The sequence below is a fragment of the Pseudomonas sp. MF6767 genome (assembly GCF_016405475.1).
Taxonomy (GTDB): Bacteria; Pseudomonadota; Gammaproteobacteria; order Pseudomonadales; family Pseudomonadaceae; genus Aquipseudomonas; species Aquipseudomonas paracarnis.
Genome location: NZ_JAEKCY010000008.1, coordinates 68,783 through 93,392, shown reverse-complemented (window position 1 = coordinate 93,392; position 24,610 = coordinate 68,783). Strand labels below are relative to the sequence as shown.

The 24,610-nt window shown below is 57.3% G+C and carries 19 protein-coding genes and 1 pseudogene; 1 reads left to right on the top strand and 19 read right to left on the bottom strand.

Annotation, left to right across the window (positions count from 1 at the left end):
• Positions 1-85 precede the first annotated feature (85 nt).
• On the top strand, positions 86-5,041 hold the full coding sequence (locus JFT58_RS14885) for a hemagglutinin repeat-containing protein (protein WP_054898390.1): 4,956 nt from the start codon (positions 86-88) through the stop codon (positions 5,039-5,041).
• A 143-nt stretch (positions 5,042-5,184) separates the two neighbouring features.
• On the opposite strand, the gene JFT58_RS14880 is transcribed toward JFT58_RS14885, so the two are convergent.
• The 19 genes and pseudogenes from JFT58_RS14880 to JFT58_RS30600 all read right to left on the bottom strand — a co-directional run bounded on the left by JFT58_RS14880 (position 5,185) and on the right by JFT58_RS30600 (position 24,608).
• The gene (locus tag JFT58_RS14880; protein WP_034128559.1) at positions 5,185-5,652 is read right to left on the bottom strand and encodes an SRPBCC family protein; all 468 of its coding nucleotides are present in this window, start codon (positions 5,650-5,652) and stop codon (positions 5,185-5,187) included.
• Positions 5,653-5,674: 22 nt separating this feature from the next.
• A complete protein-coding gene (locus JFT58_RS14875) occupies positions 5,675-9,151 on the bottom strand; it encodes an amino acid adenylation domain-containing protein (protein WP_054898389.1) in 3,477 nt (1,158 codons plus the stop codon).
• 12 nt (positions 9,152-9,163) lie between these two features.
• A complete protein-coding gene (locus tag JFT58_RS14870) occupies positions 9,164-10,093 on the bottom strand; it encodes a diiron oxygenase (protein WP_054898388.1) in 930 nt (309 codons plus the stop codon).
• A 24-nt stretch (positions 10,094-10,117) separates the two neighbouring features.
• The gene (locus tag JFT58_RS14865; protein WP_034128561.1) at positions 10,118-10,465 is read right to left on the bottom strand and encodes a DUF4437 domain-containing protein; all 348 of its coding nucleotides are present in this window, start codon (positions 10,463-10,465) and stop codon (positions 10,118-10,120) included.
• The gene (locus JFT58_RS14860; RefSeq protein ID WP_054898387.1) at positions 10,462-11,238 is read right to left on the bottom strand and encodes a DUF3050 domain-containing protein; all 777 of its coding nucleotides are present in this window, start codon (positions 11,236-11,238) and stop codon (positions 10,462-10,464) included. The genes JFT58_RS14865 and JFT58_RS14860 overlap by 4 nt, the downstream gene beginning before the upstream one ends.
• A 461-nt stretch (positions 11,239-11,699) precedes the next feature.
• A complete protein-coding gene (locus JFT58_RS14855) occupies positions 11,700-13,244 on the bottom strand; it encodes an MDR family MFS transporter (RefSeq protein WP_054898386.1) in 1,545 nt (514 codons plus the stop codon).
• Positions 13,237-14,409 carry an HlyD family secretion protein gene (locus tag JFT58_RS14850; protein ID WP_054898385.1) on the bottom strand — a complete coding sequence of 391 codons (1,173 nt, stop codon included), beginning with the start codon at positions 14,407-14,409 and terminating at the stop codon, positions 13,237-13,239. The genes JFT58_RS14855 and JFT58_RS14850 overlap by 8 nt, the downstream gene beginning before the upstream one ends.
• The gene (locus JFT58_RS14845; protein ID WP_072448453.1) at positions 14,406-15,908 is read right to left on the bottom strand and encodes a TolC family protein; all 1,503 of its coding nucleotides are present in this window, start codon (positions 15,906-15,908) and stop codon (positions 14,406-14,408) included. Before JFT58_RS14845 ends, JFT58_RS14850 begins: the two co-directional genes overlap by 4 nt.
• A gap of 210 nt (positions 15,909-16,118) precedes the next feature.
• Complete coding sequence (locus JFT58_RS14840; protein WP_054899116.1) at positions 16,119-16,859, bottom strand: AraC family transcriptional regulator; 741 nt, start codon at positions 16,857-16,859, stop codon at positions 16,119-16,121.
• A 1-nt stretch (position 16,860) separates the two neighbouring features.
• Positions 16,861-18,555, bottom strand: a complete 1,695-nt coding sequence (gene leuA, locus JFT58_RS14835) for a 2-isopropylmalate synthase (protein WP_054899117.1) — start codon at positions 18,553-18,555, stop codon at positions 16,861-16,863.
• A gap of 431 nt (positions 18,556-18,986) precedes the next feature.
• The gene (locus JFT58_RS14830) at positions 18,987-19,688 is read right to left on the bottom strand and encodes a transposase (protein WP_169918758.1); all 702 of its coding nucleotides are present in this window, start codon (positions 19,686-19,688) and stop codon (positions 18,987-18,989) included.
• Positions 19,689-19,950: 262 nt separating this feature from the next.
• Complete coding sequence (locus JFT58_RS14825) at positions 19,951-20,319, bottom strand: hypothetical protein (RefSeq protein WP_140915240.1); 369 nt, start codon at positions 20,317-20,319, stop codon at positions 19,951-19,953.
• On the bottom strand, positions 20,273-20,974 hold the full coding sequence (locus JFT58_RS14820) for a transposase (protein WP_198834398.1): 702 nt from the start codon (positions 20,972-20,974) through the stop codon (positions 20,273-20,275). The genes JFT58_RS14825 and JFT58_RS14820 overlap by 47 nt, the downstream gene beginning before the upstream one ends.
• Before the next feature lie 23 nt (positions 20,975-20,997).
• A complete protein-coding gene (locus tag JFT58_RS14815; RefSeq protein WP_169918757.1) occupies positions 20,998-21,297 on the bottom strand; it encodes a hypothetical protein in 300 nt (99 codons plus the stop codon).
• Between the two features lie 250 nt (positions 21,298-21,547).
• Positions 21,548-22,027: a hypothetical protein gene (locus JFT58_RS14810; RefSeq protein ID WP_054897996.1), complete on the bottom strand. Its 480-nt coding sequence runs from the start codon at positions 22,025-22,027 to the stop codon at positions 21,548-21,550.
• A 3-nt stretch (positions 22,028-22,030) separates the two neighbouring features.
• Complete coding sequence (locus tag JFT58_RS14805) at positions 22,031-22,180, bottom strand: hypothetical protein (protein WP_164919369.1); 150 nt, start codon at positions 22,178-22,180, stop codon at positions 22,031-22,033.
• Between the two features lie 262 nt (positions 22,181-22,442).
• The gene (locus JFT58_RS14800; protein WP_054897997.1) at positions 22,443-22,685 is read right to left on the bottom strand and encodes a hypothetical protein; all 243 of its coding nucleotides are present in this window, start codon (positions 22,683-22,685) and stop codon (positions 22,443-22,445) included.
• Between the two features lie 587 nt (positions 22,686-23,272).
• Positions 23,273-24,169: pseudogene (locus tag JFT58_RS30785) on the bottom strand (DUF637 domain-containing protein); the annotation flags it as partial.
• 241 nt (positions 24,170-24,410) lie between these two features.
• Positions 24,411-24,608, bottom strand: coding sequence for a DUF4926 domain-containing protein (locus JFT58_RS30600; RefSeq protein WP_034128708.1), 198 nt, complete (start codon positions 24,606-24,608; stop codon positions 24,411-24,413).
• Positions 24,609-24,610: the final 2 nt, after the last annotated feature.

Genomic DNA, 24,610 nt, shown 5'->3' with positions numbered 1-24,610 from the left:
GAGTCACCGCCGTACCTGACCACCCCAGCAGCGTTGCAACGAACAACGCGCGTCGTGGATCAGCCAACACAGAGCGAGATTATTTATGCCGACTACTTCACATAGCTTCCACCTTTCACCCCAGGGCAAACTGCGCTGGGCCATCGCTAGTCTCTTCCTGCTGCCGCAGCTCGCGCTCGCCGCAGGCTTGACCGTCGTCGAAGGCCCTGGCGGTACGCCGCAGCTGCAAAACCAGGGCGGCGTCCCCATCGTCAACATCGTCGCGCCGAACGCCGGTGGCCTGTCCCATAACCAGTTCCTGGATTACAACGTCGACCGCCAGGGCCTGGTGTTGAACAACGCCTTGCAAGCTGGCCAGTCCCAACTTGCCGGGCAACTGGCGGCCAACCCGCAGTTCCAGGGCCAGGCGGCGAGCGTGATCCTCAACGAAGTGATCAGCCGCAACGCCTCGACCCTCAACGGCGCCCAGGAGATTTTCGGCCAGGCGGCCGATTACGTGCTGGCCAACCCTAACGGTATTTCGGTGAATGGCGGCAGTTTCATCAACACGCCCAATGCCAACCTGGTGGTGGGCCGCCCTGAACTCAACGACGGCAAGCTGCAAGCCTTGAGCACCCGCGATGCCAACGGCCAACTGACAGTGCAAGGCCAGGGCCTGCACAACCGCGAAGGGTCCATCAACCTGATCGCGCCGCGCATCGACAGCGAAGGTCGCCTCAGTGCCCGCGATCAATTGAACCTCACCGTCGGCAGCAACCAGGTCGATTTCGCCAGCGGGCAGGTACGCCAGGTGGACCCGGCCAGCAAGACCCAGGACCAACGCATCGACGCGCGCCTGTTCGGCGCCATGCAGGCCGGGCGCATCAACATCATCAGCACCGCCGAAGGCGCCGGTGTACGCGTGGGCGGCGTGCAGGTGCAAGGCACTGACGGGGTGAAGATCAGTTCGGCCGGCGACCTTGATATCAGCGGCCAGGTGCGCGCCGACAGCCTCGACGCCACTCGCGCTGGCGTGCACAGCCGCCAGGGCGATATCGACTTGCACAGCGCCAAGGACCTGAACCTGGCCGCCACCGACGTCAGCGGGCGCAACGTCAAACTCGACGCCAGCCGCAACCTGACCCTCAGCAGCCTGGAAAGCCGCAAGCTCCAGGAAAAGCGTGAACAGTGGAACAACAGCAACTTCCTGTTCACCTACGAAACCTACGACCGCACCACCACCGACAAAGACTCGCGCCAGCACGGCAACAAGGTTGTGGCGCAACAGGATGCGGCGCTGTCTTCCGGTGCCAACACCGAGATCAAAGCCAGCCATGTGGAAGCGGGCAACACTCTGCGCGTCGACAGCGGTGCCAACCTGCACGTTAACGCCGCCACCGAAACCCATGAAACCCGCGACCAGGGCAACCATCGCAAGCACCTGTGGAAAGCCAACTGGGATAAATCCAGCAGCGAACAACGCAGCATCACCAGCAGCCTCAAGGCCGGAAAGACACTGGAGCTGACCAGCCAACAGAAGCTGCAATTGCAAGGCGCCGAGCTGAAAACCCCCGGCGATATCCAACTGGCCGCCCGGCACGTGGAAATCGCCAGCGCCAGCCGTACCCAGAGCAGCAGCGACAATGCCTACTCCGGCGACCTCACCGGTGGCAGCTTCTTCGGCAAGCAAGGCGACGGTAACCAGGGCAAGACGTCGAACACTGGTAGCAAGGTCAACGCCGACGGCAAGCTGATCGTCAAGGCCGACGACGTGCGCATCAGCGGCAGCCAGGCCCGAGGCGGCAAACAGGCCAGCGTCATCAGCGACAAAGGCTCGCTGGTGATCGACGGCGTCCAGGACACCTCCCACGACAACCGCTACAGCAATGACAGCAAGTTCTTCGGTATCTCCAAGGACGAAAGCCGCAAGAACCTCAAGGACAGCACCGTGGTTGCCAGCAACCTGCGCTCGGACAGCAACCTCAAGCTGCAAAGTGCCAAGGACATCACCGTCAGTGGCTCCCAGGTGTCCGCCGCGGGTGAACTGCAAGCGGATGCCAAGGGCGATATCAAGGTCGTTGCCGCCGAGAACACCACCCACGACACCACTCGCACCCATAGCCGTGGCTTCGATGGCTACGCCAAGGAAACCGAGGGTGTCAGCCGCCAGTACCGTGCGGGCCTGAGTTATGAAGACCAGCAGCAAACCCGCCAGACCGACACCACGCAACAACAGGCTTCCAGCCTTAAAGGCGCCAGTGTGGCGGTTAACGCCGCAGGCGATGTCAGCATCACCGGGTCCAACCTCCAGGCCACCGAAGGCGATGCCAGCCTGAGCGGCAAAAACGTCGAGCTGTTGGCCGCCCACGACAAGCGCACCGAAGCCGTCGACAAAACCGCCACCGGCGGCAGTTTCTACTACACCGGCGGCATTGATCGGGCAGGCAGTGGCGCTCAGTTCAGCCACCAAAGCAGCCAAGACACCGCTGAAAAAACCACTGCGCAAACCAGCACCGTGGCCGCGGCCGGCAAGCTGACCATCAACGCTGGCAACACCTTCACCAGCGAGGGTGCACAGGCCAAGGCCGGCGCCGGGCTGCAGGTCAACGCTGGCCAGATCGACAACCAAGCCGCCCATTCCACCGAGACCAGCACCCACAAGGAAAACGGCTGGACCGCCGATGTCGGCGCCAATGTGGAATACAAAGGCATTACCCGCCCGATCGAAAAAGCCGTCGAGGGCGTGGCCCAGGCCAAGTTCCATCAGCCCGGTTTGCTGGATGCATTCGAGCAACCCAATGTCGGCCTGGATGTGGAAGTCGGGCACACGAACAAAACCGGCACAACGCAGGACAGCACCGCCGTGGTCAGCCAGTTCAGTGGCGCCACAGTGCAGGTCAATGCGGCCAGCACCTTGCAGGACGAGGGCACCCAGTACCGCGCCACCGAGGGCGGGCTGAACATCAAGGCGGGCGAGCACGTTGCTACCGCAGCGGCCAACACCCACAGCAGCAGCGAGCAAGGCGTGGACGCCAAGGCTGGCGTGCGAGTCTATACCAACACCGGTGAAGACCTGAATGTGCGCGGCAGTGGCCTGGGCGGCAGCAGCGATGTGCGCGAGCCCAGCAGCACGGCGGTGGTCGGCAGCTATGTGGCCAGCCAAGGCGTGAGCATCGAAGCCAAGGGCGATGCCCGTTATGAAGGCAGCCAGTTCGACGGCGGCCAGGCCGGGGTCAACCTCAAGACCGGCGGTGAGCTGGCGCTCAACCAGGCCACCAACACCCAGAGTAAAAACAGCAGCACGCTGCGCGGCAACGGCTCACTGACGGTGGGCACCGCGCCCGGCGCCAATGGCAGCAACGTCAACCTCGGTGCCGGCGTGCAGTTGGATAACAAGCGCCTGGACACCCAGGACAGCCAGGCGCAGGTCGCAACCATCCAGGGCAGCGGCCCCGTGCAGCTCAGCAGCGGCGCTGACATGACCCTGCAAGGCACGCAGATCGGCAGTACGGGCGCGAAGGCTGGCGATATCAGCCTCAATGCCGGCGGCAAGCTAAACCTGCAAGCCGCCACCGATAGCCACGTCAGCAACGGCAGTAACCTGGGCGGCGGCCTGACCCTCGGTGCCGGCAAGACCAGCAGCGCCGAAAGCAGCAGCAAGACCGGCAGCCTCAGCGCCAATTTCAATATTGGCAAAGTGGCGGAAAACGACCAGAGCGCCGTCGTCGGGCAATTGCACAGCAGCGGCAAGGTCAGCCTCGCCAGCGGCGCTGATGCAACCGATGCCATCCACTTGCAGGGCACTCAGGTCAGCGCAGCCAGCGTTAGCCTGGATGCGCAAAACGGAGGCATCCTGCAAGAGTCTGCGCAATCGAACCAGGCCCGTGGCAACTGGGGCGTCACCCTGGGCGCAGGGGGCAGCGTCGGCAAAACCACCTTGGCCGACGCCGGTGAACATGAGACACCCAAGACCCAGCGCGGCATCAATGCGCGGGCCAAGGTCGATGTGGATCACTTGCAAGGTACCACCCAGCACAACAGCCTGATCACAGCGGGTGACGTCACCCTCAACAGTGCCGGCGATACCCATCTGGCCGGAGCGCGTATCGACGCCAACAAGGTACATGGCACGGTGGGCGGCGACCTCGTCGTCGAAAGCCGCAAGGACCAGGTCAACAGCACCCAGGTGAATGTCGACGCCAGGCTGGATGTCGAGAAAAACCAGCCGGGGGTGGTGGATAAGCTGGCCAAAGCCAGCGGCCCATTGAAGGACAAGGTACAAGCCAAGGCTGAAGGCGCGTTCGACAAGCATCGCGACAAGCTGGAGAACGTCGTCGACAAAGGCACCGGGCACCTGGCTTCGGCCAAGGACAGCGTGGTCAACAGCGTGGTCAATGCCAAGGAACGCTTGGGCGAAAAACTCACTCGCAGTGGCAGCTACGATGTGAACCCGGAACCCCGTGGCGCCTTCGGTACCCGCGTGGACAAGGCCAAGGCATACCTGGCAGACAAGACCGATGCCCTGGGCACGCGCTTGTCTGGCTTCAAGGATAAGGTCTGGCCAAAAACCAGCGACAGCTACACCGTCAGTGGCAAAGACACCACCGGCAGCAAGGTGGCCAATACCGCCGAAAGCGTGTTGTTCGGCGACAAGAGCGGCAACACCAGCTACACCCCGACTCTGTATCTGGATGTCAGCCATGTGGCCAAGGACAGCGTCACCCAGGCGTCAGGCATTCGCGCGAGCCACGGCGTCAACCTGCAGGTCAAGGGTGATACCCAGCTTACGGGCGCGCGGATCAGTGCGCCCAATGGCAAGGTTGAGCTGGGTGGCTCCAAGGTGACGGCAACCACACTGGCCGGCAGCGACTACCGCGCCGATGTCGGGCTGAACGTTTCGAAGTCACCGGTCAACCTGGCCCTGGGTGCCAAGGACGAACTGACCCAGAAACACGACGACGCCACACGCAATGACCAAGCCTTCAACCTGGGCCCGCTGCGAGCGGGTGGGCACAGTGAAAGCCAGGCCTTGCAGGCGGGGATTGATCAGGCCATCAACTAACGCTTAAAACAGCAGAACGCTTCTGTGGCGAGGGAGCTTGCTCCCGCTGGACTGCGCAGCAGTCCTATTCTCAGGGTCGCTTCGCGCCCCAACGGGAGCAAGCTCCCTCGCCACGGAATCAGCCACTGCCTGCTCTTCCTATGTCAGTTGAAGAGCGCCTGTACGTTCTTCATCGCGTCATCGGCAAAGCCTTGCAGGAAAGCTTCGAACGCCGGTACGTCTTCCTTGCCGCCCGTGTAGGGCTGGCCAATGATGGTCCAGGTCGCCAGGCTCTGGTTCGGGCCTTGTGGCACCACCTCCATCAGCGCCCACAGGTTACCGATGTTCAGCGAGGTGTAGATCAGCGACCAGGTCATGGTCATGGCTTGATCGTCATGGCTGTTGAGTTGCTCAATCACGACATTGCCGTCCTTGAACAGCTTCTTGCGTACCGAGCGCACGCCCTCGCCCGTCATCTCGATATGGGACAAGGCCGGAATAAACTTCGCGAAACCGGCGAAATCTCCGACGACATTCCACACACTGCGAGCATCGCCATTCACGCTGACGCTGGCGACGACAGGGTTGCCGACTGGATTACGGACCAGGGTATCGGGTTCAAAATGTTGCATGGGTAAGCTCCTTTTTTTTTGCTCAGATGAAATCGATTTGCTTGAGGTAGTCACAGCCTTTTTGCAGCAACTCACTGTTCTTGGCTGGGTAGTCTTCGCCCATGCTCTGGATGCCTGAGAGTGCATTGCGGTACTCGATCATCGAGATATCGCCAATGTCTTCTTCAAACCCATTGAGGTAAAAACCGACCACGCCGAACAACGCGTTATCACTGTCGATGGCCGACAGGCGTTGCTGCCATTGTGTCACCGGGACCATCTGGAAATCGTGACCGGCCGCGCGGAACGCCTCCAGATAGTGAGCCCATGTCAAAGGCAGCGGGTTGTGCAAGTTGAACACCGCTTTGGTGCGGTTATGACGGCTGGCGTGAAACGCAATGAAGCGTGCGAGGAAGTCCACCGGCATCAGGTCGAAGTTGAGCGCCAGTTCGGGCACTTGCTTAAGCTGCAAGGAGCCTTTAAGCATCAGCATCAAACGGTTCTGATGAGGCTGGCACACACCGGTTCGCGTATTGAACGCGATGTTTCCAGGGCGATAGAGATTGACCCACACCCCCGACTCACTGGCGTTCCACAAGATGCGCTCAGCCACCCATTTGGAGAGGTTGTAACCATTGCGGATGTAGATGGGCGGCGTGAAGGCAGGCGGTTCTTCCAATACCCGGCCCTGCTCGTCCACCGTGCTGGAGGCCGACAGGGTGGAAATGAAGTTGAAAATTTTCTTGCTGCGCCCTTCACACAATTGCAGGCATTCCAGCACCGGCGTGACGTTGTCCTTGACCAGCGACTCGTAGTCGAGCACGTGGTTGACGTTGGCCGCGTTGTAGATCAACACGCCGTATTCACGATCCAGCCATTCATAGTCCTGCTCGGACAACCCCAGGCGCGGCTTGCTGATATCCGCCGCCAGGACCTTGACCCGGCTCAGGTCCAGATGTTCGAGGCGGTTCTGGATCAGCGCATCCTCGAAGCGCTCTTGCGCGCTCATGCCGCCGGACTCGCGCACCAGGCACGCCACTTCGGTGCTGCCCAGTTCCAGCAGGGCCTCGACGATATGCACACCCAGGAACCCGTTGGAGCCGGTCACGATGACTTTATGTACGTTGCCCAATCGACTGATGGGCAGTACCTCCAGCTCAGGCCGGATCATGGCGTCTTGCAGCGCCTGCGGACTGACCGTAGCAGTGGCCTCGACGTCCTGGTCAATCAGGTTGGCGAGGTTGACCAAGGTGGGTTGCTCAATAAAACGGTTGATCGAGACTCCTTTGCCGAACGCCTCGCGAATCCCCATGAGCATCTGCGACAACAGGATCGAATGGCCACCCAGATTGAAGAAACTGTCATCTACGGAAATGTCCGGCCCAGGCAAGTCGAGCAGCCTGGACCACAGCTCCAGCAACTGCGCCTGGGTGGCGTTCTGGGGCGCCAGGCGCGGCCCTTGCGTCTTGTAGTTGACCGGCAGGTCTCTCAAGGCCTTGCGGTCGACCTTGCCATTGGCCGTGGCCGGCAACCGGTCCAGCAGGCAATAGGCGCTGGGGCGCATGTAGTCGGGCAAATGCTTGAGCGCATAGGCCTGCAACTGCTCGCTGGCCGCCTGGGCCTCGCCCTCTTGGGGCTGGGAGAAAAACGTCAGGATGCGGCGCTGGTGATCGATGACCACCGCCAGTTGCCGGAACAACTGGCTCGATTGCAGCAGGTGTTCGATCTCTTCCGGCTCCACCCGAAAACCGCGGATCTTCACCTGGTTATCCAGGCGCCCGATGATCTGGATGCCCTCCTCGGTCCAACGCGCCAGGTCACCGGTACGGTAGAGGCGCACCCACTGGCCATCGGGCAACTCGTGCAGCCGATAGCGTTCGGCCGTCATTTGCAAGGCACCCAGGTAACCGGCGCCCACCCCTGGCCCGGCGATGTGGATTTCACCGCTGTCATTTTCGCCTACCGGTTGGCCGTGCTCATCCAGCAGGTAAATCGCGGTATTGGCAATCGGTACGCCCAGGTTGCGATTGTTGTCCCCCCGTTGGAAGGTACGGCAGGTGGCGAGCACCGTGGTCTCGGTGGGGCCATAGATGTTGTGCAGTGCACAATGGCCAACCAGTTGTTCGATCACGTGGGGTTCGCACACATCGCCGCCCGTCACCAAGTGCTGCATACCGTACAGCGATTCAAGCTGGATGATGCTGAGCAAAGCCGGCGGCAAAAAGGCGTGGGTGACCTGCTCCTGTTGGATCAATTCAGCAAGCGCCACCGGGTCGCGGCGCTGGTCTTCGGTGGGCACGATCAACTCGCCACCCTGGATCAGCGTCGGGAAGATATCCAGCAGCGATGCATCGAAATTGATGGTCGAGAACTGCAGGGCACGGCTATGGCGGTCCAGTTCCACATAACGGGCATACCACGCACAGAAGTGGCTCAAGTTGTCGACTGTGAGCAACACGCCTTTGGGTTGGCCGGTGGTACCGGACGTGTAGATCGCCACGCAGGGTGCCGAACCGTCCAGCGCTACGCGCAACAGGCTCTGATCCGGGGCCAGGGCGACACGGCTGTAGCCCTTGGCGCCGTGGTGGAAGAAGTCCAGATGGCCAATATCCAGGGTAGCCAGGCCCGGTAGCGGGTTGTCTGCCTCGGTGTCCTGGATCAGCAGGCTGGCACCGGCATGCTTGAGGATGGCCGCACGGCGTTCGACAGGATGGTTCGGGTCCAACGGCAGGTACACCGCACCGCAACCAATCACCGCCAGGATCGCTGCATAGAGCGCAGTGCCTTTGGGCAACGAGATGCCGACCACCGTCAACCCTGGGGTCGAGGTTTCAAGCAAGGGTTGCAAGCGTTCCTGGATCGCAACGCTATAAGCGTGCAGTTGCGCATAGGACATACCCCGCCCTTGCACTTTCAGGGCGTTGCGCTCGGCGTTGGCCAACAGGCTATCGGCCAAGCGCTGCACAAAGGGGCGCCTGGCCTCCTCCAGAATGCCGGTATTAGCGCTCGCATTGTGGCGATGACGCCAGGCCAGGCCATCCAACAGGGTCAGGCTCGACAAGCGATCAATCGCCTGCACCGGCTCACGGGGCGCCTCAAGATAGTCAGCACTGCGTGAGAAACGCCCGATGTGCACACTGGCCATCTCTACCACTTGCGCTATCGCTTCACGTGCCCGGTCGGCACCGTTGCCGGCGAGGGAGGCGCTGACTTCACGACGCCCCAGCAGCATCCAATCGCCATCGCCAGGACGCCACAGGCAGTCCACCCGCAGTGGCGCGAGAACATCACTGTCATCGTCAGCCTGCGCCCGCAAAGATAGGCGATGACACGACGGATAGTGCGGGAGTTGCGCCGTGCTGGCGTCGTCTATCAGCACGTCCGGCGCCGATAACTGGCAAAGCTCAATGGCGTTATCGCTGGTCAACAAGCGGGCGGTGTGCCCCATCTGTTCCAACTCTTGCGTAAGGCAGGCGAGCGCATGGCTGCGCCCGCACAAAACGATATCAAGATGTCTCATCGAAGTTGTCCTCTAGCGCAGATAATCGGCGAGCGCTTCCTGCATGCAGGGAGCGTCGAGCAGGCCGCTGTGTTTGAAGAATCGGACGATGTTGCCTACCAGCGGGTGAGACGGCGTGATCGGAAAACTCATGCCTTCGACCTCTTCACGCAACGCCGCCTTGACGCTGGGGTTCACCGGCAGTTGCTCGATCAGCGCGAAATCAAACCCCTGCTGGATCTCGTTGGTCAGGTACTCACCCAAGAACACCGGCATGATCGAGGCCAGCACACGTTTGTCGTCTTCGCTCGCGGTATTCCAGTAAATGCGCGTCAACTTGGCCCAAAAGCCCGAATGTCGACCCTCATCCGCCAAGTGGTCGGCCATCAACCCCTTGACCGATGCCTTGACCGAGTCGTCGCGGGCAAACGCGGCAACATCGTTGGTCAGGGTGTTTTCCGCAATGGCCACGCAGATCAGCTCGACAGCAGCCTTGAGGTGCGCGGGCGCCATGGCCAATGCCTTGGGGATAGAACGGCTGAGCTCGATTTCCGCTGGCAAGGTGATGGGTTCGATGCCCGTCAACTCGATGGTCTGTTGCATGTAGTCCATCGCCACTAGCGCGTGATAGTCCTCATCGACGACCACGGTCATCGCGTCGTAACGGCACGCAAACGGAAAGCGGATAGCGAAGTTATCTTTCGCAATGCTCCTGGCGGTCTTGTCGACAATTTCGGTTTCGAAAATCACCACATCATTAATGAACTTATACAAGCTCTGAACGAGAACAAAATGCTGTAAGTGACTACACTCCTGCATAAAGGTTGCGCTCATGACCAATGGTTGACGACTGGCCGGAAATATTAACTTTTCGTCATCTTCCAAGCGTCGTCTCGGGCGCGTCCGAATGGTCGCCCTTTCCTCCCACGACTCGGAAAACGATTGATATGCTTCAGCTCTCATGACTACTTCCTTTATTCATGATACTCAGTAGTAGTGCACTTCAAACAACAGGCATCCGTCTTTCGAATTAAACGGCCCGTGCTCCGTGTGTGCGGCCCTGAAGAAGTAACTACCGTCGCGGTAAGTTTTCTCCGGGCGCCCCTCACTGGCCTGCTCTGTCTGGTCGCCTTCAATCAAATACACTTCTTCGTGATAATCATGGGTATAGATTTCACGGGTGCCGCCCCCAGGGTGAAAACGTACCAGACGTGTACGCACTCCAGTTTTCGTAACAGGGTCCAATGTGTCTTTGAAGACGGTCAGCGTGATACCGCGTTCAGAGGTCACCTCAAACCATTGGGCCTGGTCGGCCTCGATCACTTCGAAGTTCATGCCACGCACTCACTGACCGTTTCGCCCATGGCCACGCGCAGGTTGTCCCACAACGCCAGGCGGCTTTGTACCGCCGCGATAGCCGATACGTAGACCTCTTCCTGACGCTGCGCATCGCCATTGACCAGGCGCGCCAACAGGCTTTCTGCCGCCGGGCCGTGGTCTTCCGAGTCGACTTCGATGTGGCGCTGCAGGTAATAGCGAAAGGTTGGCGCGTCGTCTGCGGTGATATCCCAATCGTCCAGAATGCGCTGGAACATCTGCGGGATGACACTTTCACGGCCATGCAAAAACGCAGCAGCCACACTGTGGGTGGAAGCGTTGATGGCGGTTTCGATGGTGTCAGTGACGAAAGCCGACGCTGCCAGGCCTGCACCGCAACGGCTCAAGGCCGTTTTCAGATCGACGCCTTCGCGCATCAGTTTGACAAAGTGTTCGATCTTGTCGGTGCTGGCGCCGACTTCGCGCATGGCATGCAGGTAGAGTTCGAAGTGGCTGTAGTGACCGCCTTGCAAGTTCTGGTCGGACTCTTCGCCCAGGATGATTTCGTTGATCAGGTGCGCGGCCGCCGGGTCCACGGGAGGCAGCCAAGGCAGGCGAGTACAGGTGAGGTCCTGTTGCAGGCGCTTGGCCAGGGACATGAAATCCCACACCGCAAACACATGGGTTTCCATAAAGGCGCGCAGGACCGGCAGCGAATTGATTTCAGCAAAGATCCGATGATTGCCCAGCTCTACTTTCTTGGCGTTCAACAGCGTCTTTTTATCTTCCATGTTGCGCTCCTTATCAGGCTTTAGTTAACGCTGACCACTCGAGAGATACCCGCTTACCTTTTTTCAGGCATAAGCAGGCCTGCCTCGCCGTTCTTGGCCAGTGCTAGAGTCTTATTCAATTAAGTTGTACGGTTATGCTTCCGTGACCCGAAGGTCAGCCGTCGAAGCAAGACGAAACTTAGAGGAAGTTCATGATGATCAGCAAGTGTTTTTTGGAAAATTAATACAATTTATTTCCAAGTTGTAAAACCCACAAAAACAGAAGCCCGACCGAAGTTAATAAAATCAACTTCGCCAGGCAATAGTTAGCTAACACCCCTCAAGGGAGTGCAAACAAACTGTATGGAATTGCTAAGTTAGCAATTAACTAGTCTATGAACGCGGCCATTCGCCTTTTTACCATTCAAGTTCCCTCTTACCGCTGATAAGCGCCCGCGTATTACCTGCGGGCAGTAATGAGTTCAGTTCTTTGCTGATTGGCGCAATGCCAGGGCCGCGACCCCGCACAAGATCAAAGCAATACAGGACACATAGAACGCATCGCTGTAGGCCATCAGGTACGCCTCACGACGCACGGTGTGGATCAAGCCCTCAAGGACCTGCTGTTGAGCGGGTAATAGCTGGTTGAAGATAAAAGCCTCGCTGTCGGCCATGCTGGCGCGCAGGCGCTCCTGAAAGGCCGGGGAAAACAGGGTGATCGACTCCCCTACCCGCTCAGAGTGAAAGCGCTCGCGCATGGCCACGATCTGCGTCAGGCCCGCCGTGCCCACGGCACCACCCAAGTTACGCAGCATGGAAAACAAGGCCGAGGCCGAGCCGGCTTCATCTTTGGCCAGGCCAGACACCGCCAGCACGGAAAGCGCCACCATGATCAGCGGCTGCCCGATGCCCCGTACCACGGTGGACGGAATAATCACGTTGGCGGCGCTGTCCACGTCCAGGTGCGCGCCGAGATAGCACCCCAGGGCCATGATGAAAAAGCCACTGGCGACCATCAGTTTCGGGTTGAGCCACTTCATCAGGCGCGGCATGAACGGCGCCAGTACCAGTTGCACCATGCCGTAGGCGATCAGGCTGATGCCAATCTCCCGGGCGTTGTAGCCCTGCAACTGAGACAGGTAATTGGGCACCAGGAACACCAGGCCGAAGGTGGCCGCGCCAAAGATGAACATCGCTGCGCTGGCCACGCCGAAGTTGTAGCTCTTGAGCAGGCGCAGGTTGATGAAGGAGCGACTGCCATACAACTGCGACAGCACGAAGTACACCAAGGCAGCGCCGGCAATCAGTGACATCCATACAATGAAATCGGAGCCGAACCAGTCCTTGCGGCCACCTTCTTCCAGCACGATCTGCAAGCCACCCAGGCCGACGATCATGGCGATGATCCCGCCCCAGTCGCCGCGCTTGAGCAGGCTCAACTGCATGGGCTTGGCATCGATCGACCATGCCACCGCCAACAGCAAGAGAATGCCGGGGGCCAGTTGCAGGTAGAAGATCCAGCGCCAGGAATAGGCATCGGTCAGCCAGCCGCCAATGGACGGCCCGGCGGCCTGGGCGACGCTGTTGGACAACGCGAACAGCGCCATGCCCATCGCGATCTTGCTGGGCGGCAGTTCAGTGATGATCAGCTGGAATGACAAGGGAATCAGCACTGCGCCGGCAGCGCCCTGGATTACCCGAATGATGATCATCACTTCCAGGTTGGGCGCCCAGGAGCAGGCAATGGACGCCACCAAAAATACAAACGAGCCCACGAGCATCACACGTCGCAGAGAGAACACCTGCACCAACCAGGCGGTCAGCGGGATCATCACGATTTCCGCGACCAGGTAGGCGGTGGAAATCCACGAGCCTTCCTCGAACGTCGCGCCCAGGGAGCCTTCGATCTCCGGCAGCGCGGCGCTGGTCACGTGCACGTTCATGCCGGCCATGAAACAGCCGAACAGCCCCCCGATCACCGCCACCCAGGCGCGAAAGGAGACGCTCTTTTCAGCCGCTTCAGTCATGTGCAGCGCCCTGCTCAGCTGGGCGGGTGTCCACCGTGGTGATCACCGACATGCCCGGCAGGATGGGCCCGCCTTCGTCATGCTCATCAATGACGATCTTGACTGGAAAGCGTTGCACGATCTTGGTGAAGTTGCCGGTAGCGTTGTCCGACGGCAACAGTGCGAACACCGCCCCGGAGCCTGGCGAGAAGCTCACCACATGGCCTTTGAGCTTGCGCCCCGAATAACTGTCGACGCTGATATCCACCGGTTGGCCGGCACGCATATCGCGCAATTGAGTTTCTTTGTAGTTGGCCACGACGTAAGCCTGCTGCAAAGGCACCACCGCCAGCAGTGGCAACCCTGGCGCGACGTATTGGCGGGTACGGACTTTGCGCTGCCCCACCACGCCGTCGATGGGTGAGCGGATCAAGGTGTCCTCCAACGCATGCGTCGCCAGGTTCAACTGCGCCTCGGCCTGGCTGCGCCGGGCTATCTGCTGCTGGAGCGAAGCCTGGGCCAGTTGACGGCGGGTGGTGGCCACGGTCAAGCGGGTTTCCTGCTGGCGTTGCATCGCCTTGGCAATTTCCACCGCAGCATTGGCCTGGGTGTAACTGGCGGCGGCCGTTTCCAGACGCTGCGTGCTGGCAGCATGTTCGCGCACCAAGCCTTCGTAGCGACGCTGGTCAAGGCTTGCGCGGCGTAACTCAGCGGCCACACTGCGAGCATGGGCCTCAGCCTGGGCAACCCCGGCCTTTTGCTGGGCGATCAGGCTGTCAGTGACTGTCAAGTTGGCCTCTTGCGCTGCCACCGAGGCCTGGGTCTCGGCCAGTTCTGCGCGGGCTTGTGCCAAGCGGGCCTGGTAGTCACGGTCCTCGATGCGTACCAGCACATCCCCTGCCTTGACCGGCTGATCATCCTCTACCATCACCTCGGCCACGTAGCCTGAGACTTTCGGGCTGATGGGGATCCAGTCGGCCCGCACATAAGCATCATCGGTCTGCTCCAGATAGCGGCCGACGGTCATCCAGTACACGCCGAACACCACCGCCGCGATCAACAACCCGGCGCCGCCCAGCAGGATCAGGTTTCTTTTGCGCCGTTGCTTACGCGCATGCATAAGTTGCTCGAGCACATTCTCCTGCTCGTCCTGGACAGCAGTTTTTTCATCAACGGCGATATTCATGGCTGGGTACCGGAAGAAGGGATAGACGCGTGGGTGGGCGCAGCGGCCGGGGTATCGACGGCGCCGGACTGCCAACCGCCACCAAGGGCACGGAATAGGCCGATCTGGCGTTGCAGTAACTGGCCATCGGCGTCGGCGCGCGTGGCCTGCAAGCGGATCAGTTCACGCTCACTGTCCAGCACGTCGAGAAAGTCGATAGAACCGGCGTCGTAGTTGAATTGGGCCAACTTGTAGGCTTGGCGGCTGCTGTCCAGCGCCCGGCTCAAGGCCGCGTGGCGCTGCCGTTCGCCGTCGTACAACGCCAGGGCCTGGCGCACCTCCTTGAGGGCCTTGAGGACGCTGGCCTCGAACTGCGCGACCTCCACCTGCTCGAGTGCCCGTGCCTGCTTGACCCGCGCGCGGTTGGCCTGCCAATTAGGGAACTGCCAGGTAATCAGTGGGCCGATGCCGAACATCACCGCACTGCTGTCCCCCAGCTCATGGGGTTTGTTGGCCGAGGAGGACACTGAAGCGCCGAAGGTCACCTTGGGGTACAGGTCGGCCTGGACGATATCCACTTGCAGCGTGGCCGCCTGCAACGCGCGCTCGGCCTGACGTATGTCGGGGCGGCGCGCCAATAGTTGCCAGCCATCACCCACCGGCAACTCGGCATTGAGTTGGGGCACCACTTCACACGTTGCGGCGCCAGAGCCTTGGTCCAGTTCAGCGACGCCGGTCAGCATGGCCAATTCGTAGAGCGCGGCTTGTCGACGCGCCTCCAACATCGGCAGCAACGCCTGGGTTTCGCCTTGCAGGGCTTGCATGCGGCTGTATTCAAGGTCTGTCACCACACCGGCCTGGCGCTGGCGATCGGTCAACGCCAGGCTATGCCCGACCACGTCCAACGAATGGCGCTGTACCTTGGCACGCGCCCCCAGGGCGCAGGCATTCACATAGGCGCGAGTGGTTTGCGCCACGACCGTGATGCGCAGCAAGTCCTCGGCATCCTGCGCCGCTGCGGTTTGCACGTGGGCACGTTCAATGGTGCGCTGAACCTGGCCCCACACATCCACTTGATAAGCCAGCTCGAAGCCTGGGTTGAATGCCCATTCTGACGGCGCATGGCTATCGGTGGCCTTGGCCAGCGTCTGGTCATCGGTCGTCTTGCCATAAGCGGCCCCCAGCGACGCCTGGGTGGACGGCCAGCGCTCGGCATCGGCCTGCTGGATCCCGGCCAGCATCGCTTGCACATGGGCCTGGGCCGCCGCCAGGTCGCGGTTGTGCAGTAACGCCTGTTGCACCAGCGCATCGAGTTGCGGATCGTTATACAACTGCCACCAGCGCTCAGGTAACACTTGGTCCGAGACACCTTGGGGCAGGTGGCTCAGGGCATTGATGCGTTCCGGATGTGGCTGTGCCGGTGTATGGGCGACCCAGGACGAACAACCCGCCAACAACGCCACCGCCATGCCAAGCAGCGAAAGACGGTAATGCCGTGGGAAAAGAGAAGGCGAACCCATCGAAGAAATCCAGAATGCCAAGTAGAGACGCAGGGTAAGAGAGCAACCGGTTGCGCATCTCCCGAGTTCCAGACAACCATCGTTTCGATTGGGACAATGTGCCGGCGCGCCCTCTGCGCCGCAGGCTCCATACACCAGGCACAGGTAAACATGGCCCTGCCTGGAGGCGGGGCCATGTTCAAAAGGAGGTGGTGCTATCGCCAGTCAGATTCAGACCAAGCGACAGTTACTCGGGGTGTAGCCCATGGTGCGTTTGAACATCGCGGTAAATGCACTCGGACTCTGATAACCATGCTCCAATGCCACTTCAAGGATGGAGGCACCACTGGCCAGCCGCTGCATGCTGAGCAGCAGCCGCGTGCGCTTGCGCCACTCGCCGTAACTCATGCCCAACTCTTTCTGGAACAGCCGAGCCAAGGTGCGTGAACTCATATTGAGTTGCACCGCCCAACTCTCCAGTTTCGACTCCTGAGAAGGGTTGTCGATAAAGTCCGCACACAGAGACTTGAGCCTAGGCTCGTCCGGTATCGGCACGTGAGCCAGCACCCTTTGCGCACGGTCAAGTTCCGAGAAAATCAGCTCGACAATCTGTACATGCCGCAACGACGCCGGGTGGCTGTCAGGCTCATCGCCGGCGGCCACAATCAGCTCGCGCAGCAAGGGTGAAACCCTGATGACCTCGCACTCCTCCGTCAAACGACGGTGCGCTCCCGGTGAGATCAACAAAGTGCGCATGCGCACTTCGCCGGTCATGCGGATCTGATGTTCCAAACCTGAAGGCACCCACAGGGCATGCCCGGAAGGTACCACCCAGGTGGTCTCCTCCACCGACACAAGCATCACGCCGTTGATGGCGTAGACCAGTTGGCCTTCGTCATGTCGATGCGAGGCCACGATGTCACCGTGGCCATAATTACCGGCAAGTGCCGCCAATGCGGTATGCGCGTTCATCTCAGGACGGCACCGCAGCATTCACCACGCTGAGCAGGCCCAGGCGCGATGCACGATTGACCGCACTGGTGACCGCTTCGAGGGAAGCGAGCAGGCTACTGCCATCGCGAGCGGCGCCGAACAGCAACTGGTTGCCCACGCGAATTTCCACATAGGCCAACGCCTCAGCCTGGGCACCGTCACGGGTGGCATGTTCGTGGTAATCGGCGATATCAAAATGAATGCCACGCTGGGCAAACGCATCGACCAGCGCCGCAAGCGGGCCGTTGCCCTCGCCACTCAAGTCGATGCGCTGTGTACCTTGTTCAAGGGTGGCCTCCAGGTAAGTCACATCGCCCTCGCTCACCAGTTTGGGGGCTCGTAACGCGTAAGGCTTGCCCTGCTCCAGGTAATGCCGGGTGAAGCAGGCAAGGATCATCTCGCCACTGATTTCCTGGCCGGAGCCATCGGCTTCCTGTTGTACCAGGCTGCTGAACTCCATCTGCAAGCGACGCGGCATCACAATGCCGTGCTGCTCCAACAGATAGGCCACTCCCCCCTTGCCCGACTGGCTGTTCACGCGAATCACCGCTTCATAGCTACGGCCCATATCGGCAGGATCGATAGGCAGATACGGCACTTCCCACATGCCCTGCGGATTGGCCTGGCGCGCCGCAAAGCCTTTCTTGATCGCGTCCTGATGCGAGCCGGAGAACGCGGTAAACACCAACTCACCGGCGTAAGGGTGACGAGGATGGGTCGGCAACTGATTGCAGAACTCCACCTCACGCTGGACGTGCAGGATGTCGGAGAAATCCAACTGCGGATCGATGCCGCTGGTGTAGAGGTTCATCGCCAGCGTGAGGATATCGACGTTGCCGGTACGCTCACCGTTACCGAACAACGTGCCCTCGACACGCTCGGCACCGGCCAGGCACGCCTGCTCCGCGGTGGAAACTCCAGTGCCCCGATCATTGTGCGGATGCACGCTGATGACCACACTGTCACGGCGACTGAAGTGCCGGCAGAACCATTCGATCTGGTCGGCGAAGACATTGGCGGTAGACACCTCCACGGTGGTGGGCAGATTCAGGATCATCTTGTTGCTCGGGGTCGGCCCGAACGTATCCGTCACCGCTTCACACACCTGCAATGCAAAATCCAGCTCGGTGAAGCAAAAGGTTTCCGGGGAGTACTGGAACGTCCACTGCGTATCGGGGTTCGCGTCCATGTGCTGCTTGATCTCTCGTGTTGCCTGGGTAGCAATCTCGATGCAGCCCGCCTTGTCCACATTGAAGACAACGTCCCGAAACACCGGCGCCGTCGCATTGTAAACATGCACGATGGCGCAAGGCGCGCCCTTCAACGCCTCAAACGTGCGTGCGATGAGGTGGCTGCGCGCCTGGGTCATGACCTGAATCGTCACATCATCAGGAATCGAACCGCTTTCAATCAGCTCACGGACATAGTCAAAGTCGGTCTGCGAAGCGGCAGGAAAGCCCACCTCGATCTGCTTGAAACCGACCTTCACCAGCAAATCGAAGAAACGCCGCTTGCGCTCGGCATTCATCGGCTCGATCAAAGCCTGGTTGCCATCACGCATATCCACACTGCACCAGGTGGGAGCAGCAGCCTGGACAGTGCTGGGCCATGTGCGATCCGGCAGGTTGACCGTGGTGAAGTGGCGATATTTGCGGGAAGGGTCCTTGAGCATCATGGCGTTTCTCCTTTTTCAGCAGTTTGTTTGTGTCAGACACACCACCGGCAATGCCGACTGATTGGATCCAATACTAAACGAACATAGTTTGATACAAATTGCGTTGTTGAGTTTGCGGAATGAAAAAATCCAAAGAAAAATCCAAAAAGCTCAAAAAAACCGAAAAAATATTGCGCAAATAAATAAAAACCAACAATCAAAGACCGGAAGTCAGGAGTTACCGGCAAAATCAGTAAAAAAGAACCTATCGCTTGGATGAACGGGCTGAGGGAGCCAGGGAAAACATTTCTGACGGGCAAAAAAAACCCGAGAACCTTACCTGTGTAAGGCTCTCGGGTTTTCTGAACACACTTGATTGGATACCTGTAGGTTACGTTCAGGACGAGCAAAAAGGGACCAAAAAGGGGGTGACGACCAAAAAGGGGACAGATTTATTTACCACCATCCAACCTCGGCCGCCCTTGCCCTCGGCGCTCAATACGAACGCCTGCAATCCTCTCAAATTCTTCAATGAAACGAGCAGTTCCGGTAAGCTGCCCCCGTTGCAACGCCTCACGAATAATTCTCGTCTCATCACTCGAAACGGACTGCTTCACAAATACCTTATAATTTTCGCGGCGCTTCAGCGTTGTATCTCCCAATATGGAAAAACAAGCATCAACATCAAGCCAGTCACTATCAGGCACCAGCCCTGTGCGGGCACTGTAACTTGACCATGGATAATCCGCCGCGTCAGCTACCATGCATGCACGAACCGGATTTAATTCAATGTACCGGCAGCAAGCTAGCAAGTAAGTCTCCGTTTGCATCACGCTTGATTTATACCGTCCCTCCCATAATGTACCTGTCCGCCCTTCTAACCTGTTTCGATACCGAGTGGCCCGAGCCGCGAGCGCCTTCATTAACTGCCCTAGCCCTGCAACCGAGTTACCCGGAGAAACCAGTAAATGGACATGATTAGTCATCAAACAGTAGGCGTATATTTTTACGCCAAATGCGTCCTTAAGCTCTCGAAGGTCTCTCACGTAGCGCTGGTAGTCCTCCTCGGCAGCAAAGATCACCTGGCGGTTGTGACCACGCTGTACAACATGATGAGGATAGTTGGGCAAAACGACATGTCCCACTCTGGGCATAGGTAACCTCCTTCCTTAGAGAATTACAGCCTAGCAAATGGGGAAAAAATAAATCTGTCCCCTTTTATCCCTTTTATCGTCCCCTTTTATCGTCCCCTTTTATCCAGTCCCCTTTTATCCAGTCCCCTTTTATCCAAAACCTTACCCGATGCTGATGCAAACGCGTTCGGCGGCAAGGGCCGAGGTCAGGAGAAATGGACAACCAAAGAAGGTTAAGTAAGTGCCATTCAAATCTGTCCCCTTTTTCTACTTCTTCCAAATACTAGTGCCTTTTTTTGTCTTTACGACTTTTCAGCCATGACAACATCCAAATACCCGCACCTACTGGAACCCCGCAGTAAGCAGCGACTTTCAGAGAGGCATTGATAACGCCAGCCTCAAGCGCCCAATGACCCAGCTTGAAATATGCAATCGTCGCCACGAGTAAATTACCGACAATACCTACCACAAAAAAACCAGAAAAAAATACACAGCTAGCGTACCCAATAGGTACCAACCTACCGTTTTTGGCTTCACTTATTACTTCCCATATTAGATACACCACGACAAAAAGCAAAAAGGGGACAAGCAAAAAGGGGACAGATTTATTTACCACCATCCAACCTTGGCCGCCCTTGCCCTCGGCGCTCAATACGAACGCCTGCAATCCTCTCAACTTCTTCAATGAAACGAGCAGTTCCGGTAAGCTGCCCCCGTTGCAACGCCTCACGAATAATTTTCGTCTCATCACTCGAAACGGACTGCTTCACAAATAACTTATAATTTTCGCGGCGCTTCAGCGTTGTATCCCCCAATATGGAAAAACAAGCATCAACATCAAGCCAGTCACTATCAGGCACCAGCCCTGTGCGGGCACTGTAACTTGACCATGGATAATCCGCCGCGTCAGCTACCATGCATGCACGAACCGGATTTAATTCAATGTACCGGCAGCAAGCTAGCAAGTAAGTCTTCGTTTGCACCACGCTTGATTTATACCGTCCCTCCCATAATGTACCTGTCCGCCCTTCTAACCTGTTTCGATACCGAGTGGCCCGAGCCGCGAGCGCCTTCATTAACTGCCCTAGCCCTGCAACCGAGTTACCCGGAGAAACCAGTAAATGGACATGATTAGTCATCAAACAGTAGGCGTATATTTTTATGCCAAATGCGTCCTTAAGCTCTCGAAGGTCTCTCACGTAGCGCTGGTAGTCCTCCTCGGCAGCAAAGACCACCTGGCGGTTGTGACCACGCTGTACAACATGATGAGGATAGTTGGGCAAAACGACACGTCCCACTCTGGGCATAGGTAACCTCCTTCCTTAGAGAATTACAGCCTAGCAAATGGAAAAAAATAAATCTGTCCCCTTTTTTCGGAAGTTTCCACTTCGCCCAAAAAGAAACTAACCTCATTGAAACTTTCTGGATCGTCCCAGTCCTGATCAAGGGCGTAAAAAAAACCTTCACTCACAGAGAAGCCAAATCCCTGCGAAGCGTCATAGATGAACGCTGGAAAATTAGTCCTTCCCCTCGCCATAGAAGCCTCTATCAATTCGTAAAGATCTTCATAGTCCAGACCAGTTGAAGCAAATGACTCCTTGAACCTCTTAAGCCAAGCCAAGCTATCCATTAGTTTGTCCTCGGGGGCATAGTGATAAAGGAATTTGTTATTTCTCCTGTCTTGCTATTACGTGTCACTTGGAAGTGATAGCCATCAACTTTAATACTAGCTTCTCTCAACGCTGGGTTGGTTTTAAACAAAGACTCGGCTTGGACTGCCGCTCGACTAGACATATCAGCCACCCTGCTATCCGGCAGAACCTTTGGATCGTAAGTCGTTTTCGTGGATGTAGGCTTATACTCACCCATTTTGCCACCTGTCAGCGAAAACGCGTAACCAGAGGGCCTAACATTTCGCCAGTAAAGTACCGAGTTCCTAAGTCTTTAGCAGGCTCCATCCCTCCGTAATACTCCTTCATACGAACTCTATCAGAAATCTCTTTCAGATATTTCTGCAGTAGAAGCATAACTTTATCAACATCACTAAAAACAGAATCGTCAAAACACAGCTCTACGTCAACACCGCCCCCACATTTTACAACTCTAAGTAATACAAAAAAATCGGAGGAAGCAGATACAATATCAAAACCATACAACTTAGCAGACACACAAACATCACCTTCAAAACGACAAAGCTCCGCAACCATACTTTGATCAAGGCCCAAGCAACTCGCAATACCGAGCACTTCTGAAGCTGTCACATCGTCGACGCGCTCCGAATGACTCTCCAAATCCTTCAGAAGAATAATAATATCGTCTTCAACCACACCACCTAGAACAACCTCATATAACTCTTTCATAAATTAGTCGACAAACCCTTTAAATGCCCCATCTAAATTCAACCGTATGCCACGCCCGTCGCCAAGACGTTTCTCTATAAATGGAATTCCTTTTTCTGTTGTCACCGACTTAAACTCGCCGGGAGCACGTATTATTTCACGTAACTGCTTCATAGCCTGCTCGTTCCAAGTAGCCATAGACCCTGTAGTCTTACCCCAAATATCAGGATTTCTACCCGCGTGCTTCGATAGTGCATGACCGATAACGGTGGAACCTTTGTAAGGTAATTGAACGAAAAAAAATGGACAGATTTATTTTTTCAGAGACTCATCCGCTACGTCTCAAGATCTTCACAAAGCCCAAACCTCAAAAAACCTGCCCCCTTTTCTTGTCAAGTAAATGACGCTCAAATTTGCCCCATTTTTTCTTCTAGCCTCACCCCGACTCAACAATGAAATCTTTCGCTAGAATCATCGCCTCAAAAAAACCAGAGAATGGAACTCTCAAAGTCGCGCTACTTAAGTCAGCAAAGATCTCCACCTCTAAAGCGTCCACCCCTTTATCCTGATTAACTTGAGCAATTGGTTCGCCTTTATATTGAATCTCCGCAGTCAGCCTTTTATAGCGATTATCACTAAAGCCCAGAACTTCAAAATCCGAATTACTTTCAAGTTTCATGGTTTCGCCTTAGGGTCCAAAAACCCAGAAAATGAGCCATCATTATTGTAGCGCAGACCTCTTCCATCGGGAGCCCGGACCTCTAGCCCACCGCGACTCAAATTTGAGAATGTTGAATTTGGATTCTTGAGAACGTCATCAATAATACCGAGTGCAGTTGCATTTTGCTTTTCAATTCCACCTGTGAGTTTTGGGAACGTTCCAGTAGCTCGCTGGCCAGAAGCATGCTTTGTGAGCGCCCTAGCAGCCTCTGTCAGACCTTCCTTATTGATAGGATTTGAAGCTGCGGCAGATAGATCATCGAAAGTGCGGCCGCCGAAATTTTGCAGGGCGGAAGGCAATCCTTTTGCACCTCCCATCACAAGCCGACCTAATACTGCCGCCAGCCCAGCACCTGTGAGTTCACCGGCCATAAAATAGCCCCAAGCCTTGACGAACTCGTTAGCCGGTTGAACCCCTTCAAAACCTTGTCCTTGGGCCAGCTCCAGCTGTGCTTGGGCAATTTGGTCGTTAGTGGCACCTTTTTCCAGCATGTCCTTTGCCAGAGTAGTCGCCGCTGATCCGTATTCACTTAAGCCTGGTGGCAGATGCTCCAGAAAATTGTATTGCGTCAGGTTTTGCGCAACCCAAGCCCCTTTCTCGATCTTGGCAGCGTCCGCATCTTTCTGCCCCGCAGCCGCCAACACACCCACGATCTGCGAACTCATCGTCAGCAACTCTTCGTTGCCGTTAACCAGCGTATTCAGATGAGTAACCAGCGCCTCATTCGCCCCCGCTGCCAACGCACCGGTTTTAAAATCGCCGCCCGTAGCCTCAGCCAGCAAACCACCTACCATCGCGTGAATCGCAATCTTGGGTGCCGACCCATCGGCAACTACACCTTGGGTGTAATTTCCCACCAGATTGAAACTAGCTGCCGCCAACGTATTGAACAGCGCACTTTTTAATGCATCGCTGGCGCTACCGCCCTGCCCGAGTGCCTTGCTCAGCAGCATGGATGTGCCGCTTTGCAACGTCTGGTTGGCGGCAAATTTACCGACACCGCTCCATGTATTCAGTAGACCTGGCGTCGTGACTTTCCCAGTGATTGTGTTTGTTTGAGTCCCCGTCCAATCACCAAAATATGCAGCGGTCATGCCAGCCGTGACGCCAGCAATCACATACCCCTTCATCGCATCCGAAGAAGTCACGTCCTTGAGTACCGCGCCCAAGTTGCCACGGTTGTTAACGACACTGACCGTAGCGTTGGTCGCTGCTCCTGCAGCCACTGCTCCAGCTCCAGCTGCCACGCCAACGCCCGCCCCTGCGCTGGCAGCCGCACCCGCAGCCAACGGCCCAACCACCGCCGCCATCACAATCGCAATAATGATCTGCGACGCAGGCCCCAACCCTGAGTTGCTGTACTTGAAGCTGTCATGAATCTCCTTGACCTGCCTCCAGTCCACATCCCCACGAGCCTCTGCATCCTTAATCCAGGCCAGTTGAGTAAAAAAAGGGGACAGATTTATTTTTCAGAAACTCATCCGCTACTTTTCAAAATCCTCACAAAACCAAACTTCAAAAATAAATCTGTCCCCTTTTCTTTGATCGCTAAAATAAATCTGTCCCCTTTTCTTATCAGGCCGCCCTTGTTATAAGTGCTCGCGCTCCAGGATGCATCTATTTGCCTTGGAGCTGGTAATGCCTTGACCGCATCATCTACAACAGCCCCAGTTGCTTTTGCACCTACTTATAGAGCTGGAATTGATTAGAGGATAATGCCAACTGTGAAACTGTTCGCCCCTGCTCGTCACAAAACTCTATTTCATACCCCTCAACTGGCTGACTATAGATCTCGATAATCGCGCCCTTCATACCTGCCCGCAACCCCTCCTCCGGAATATCCTCGATTAACACAACCACATCAAAAAGCGAATAAACCACCT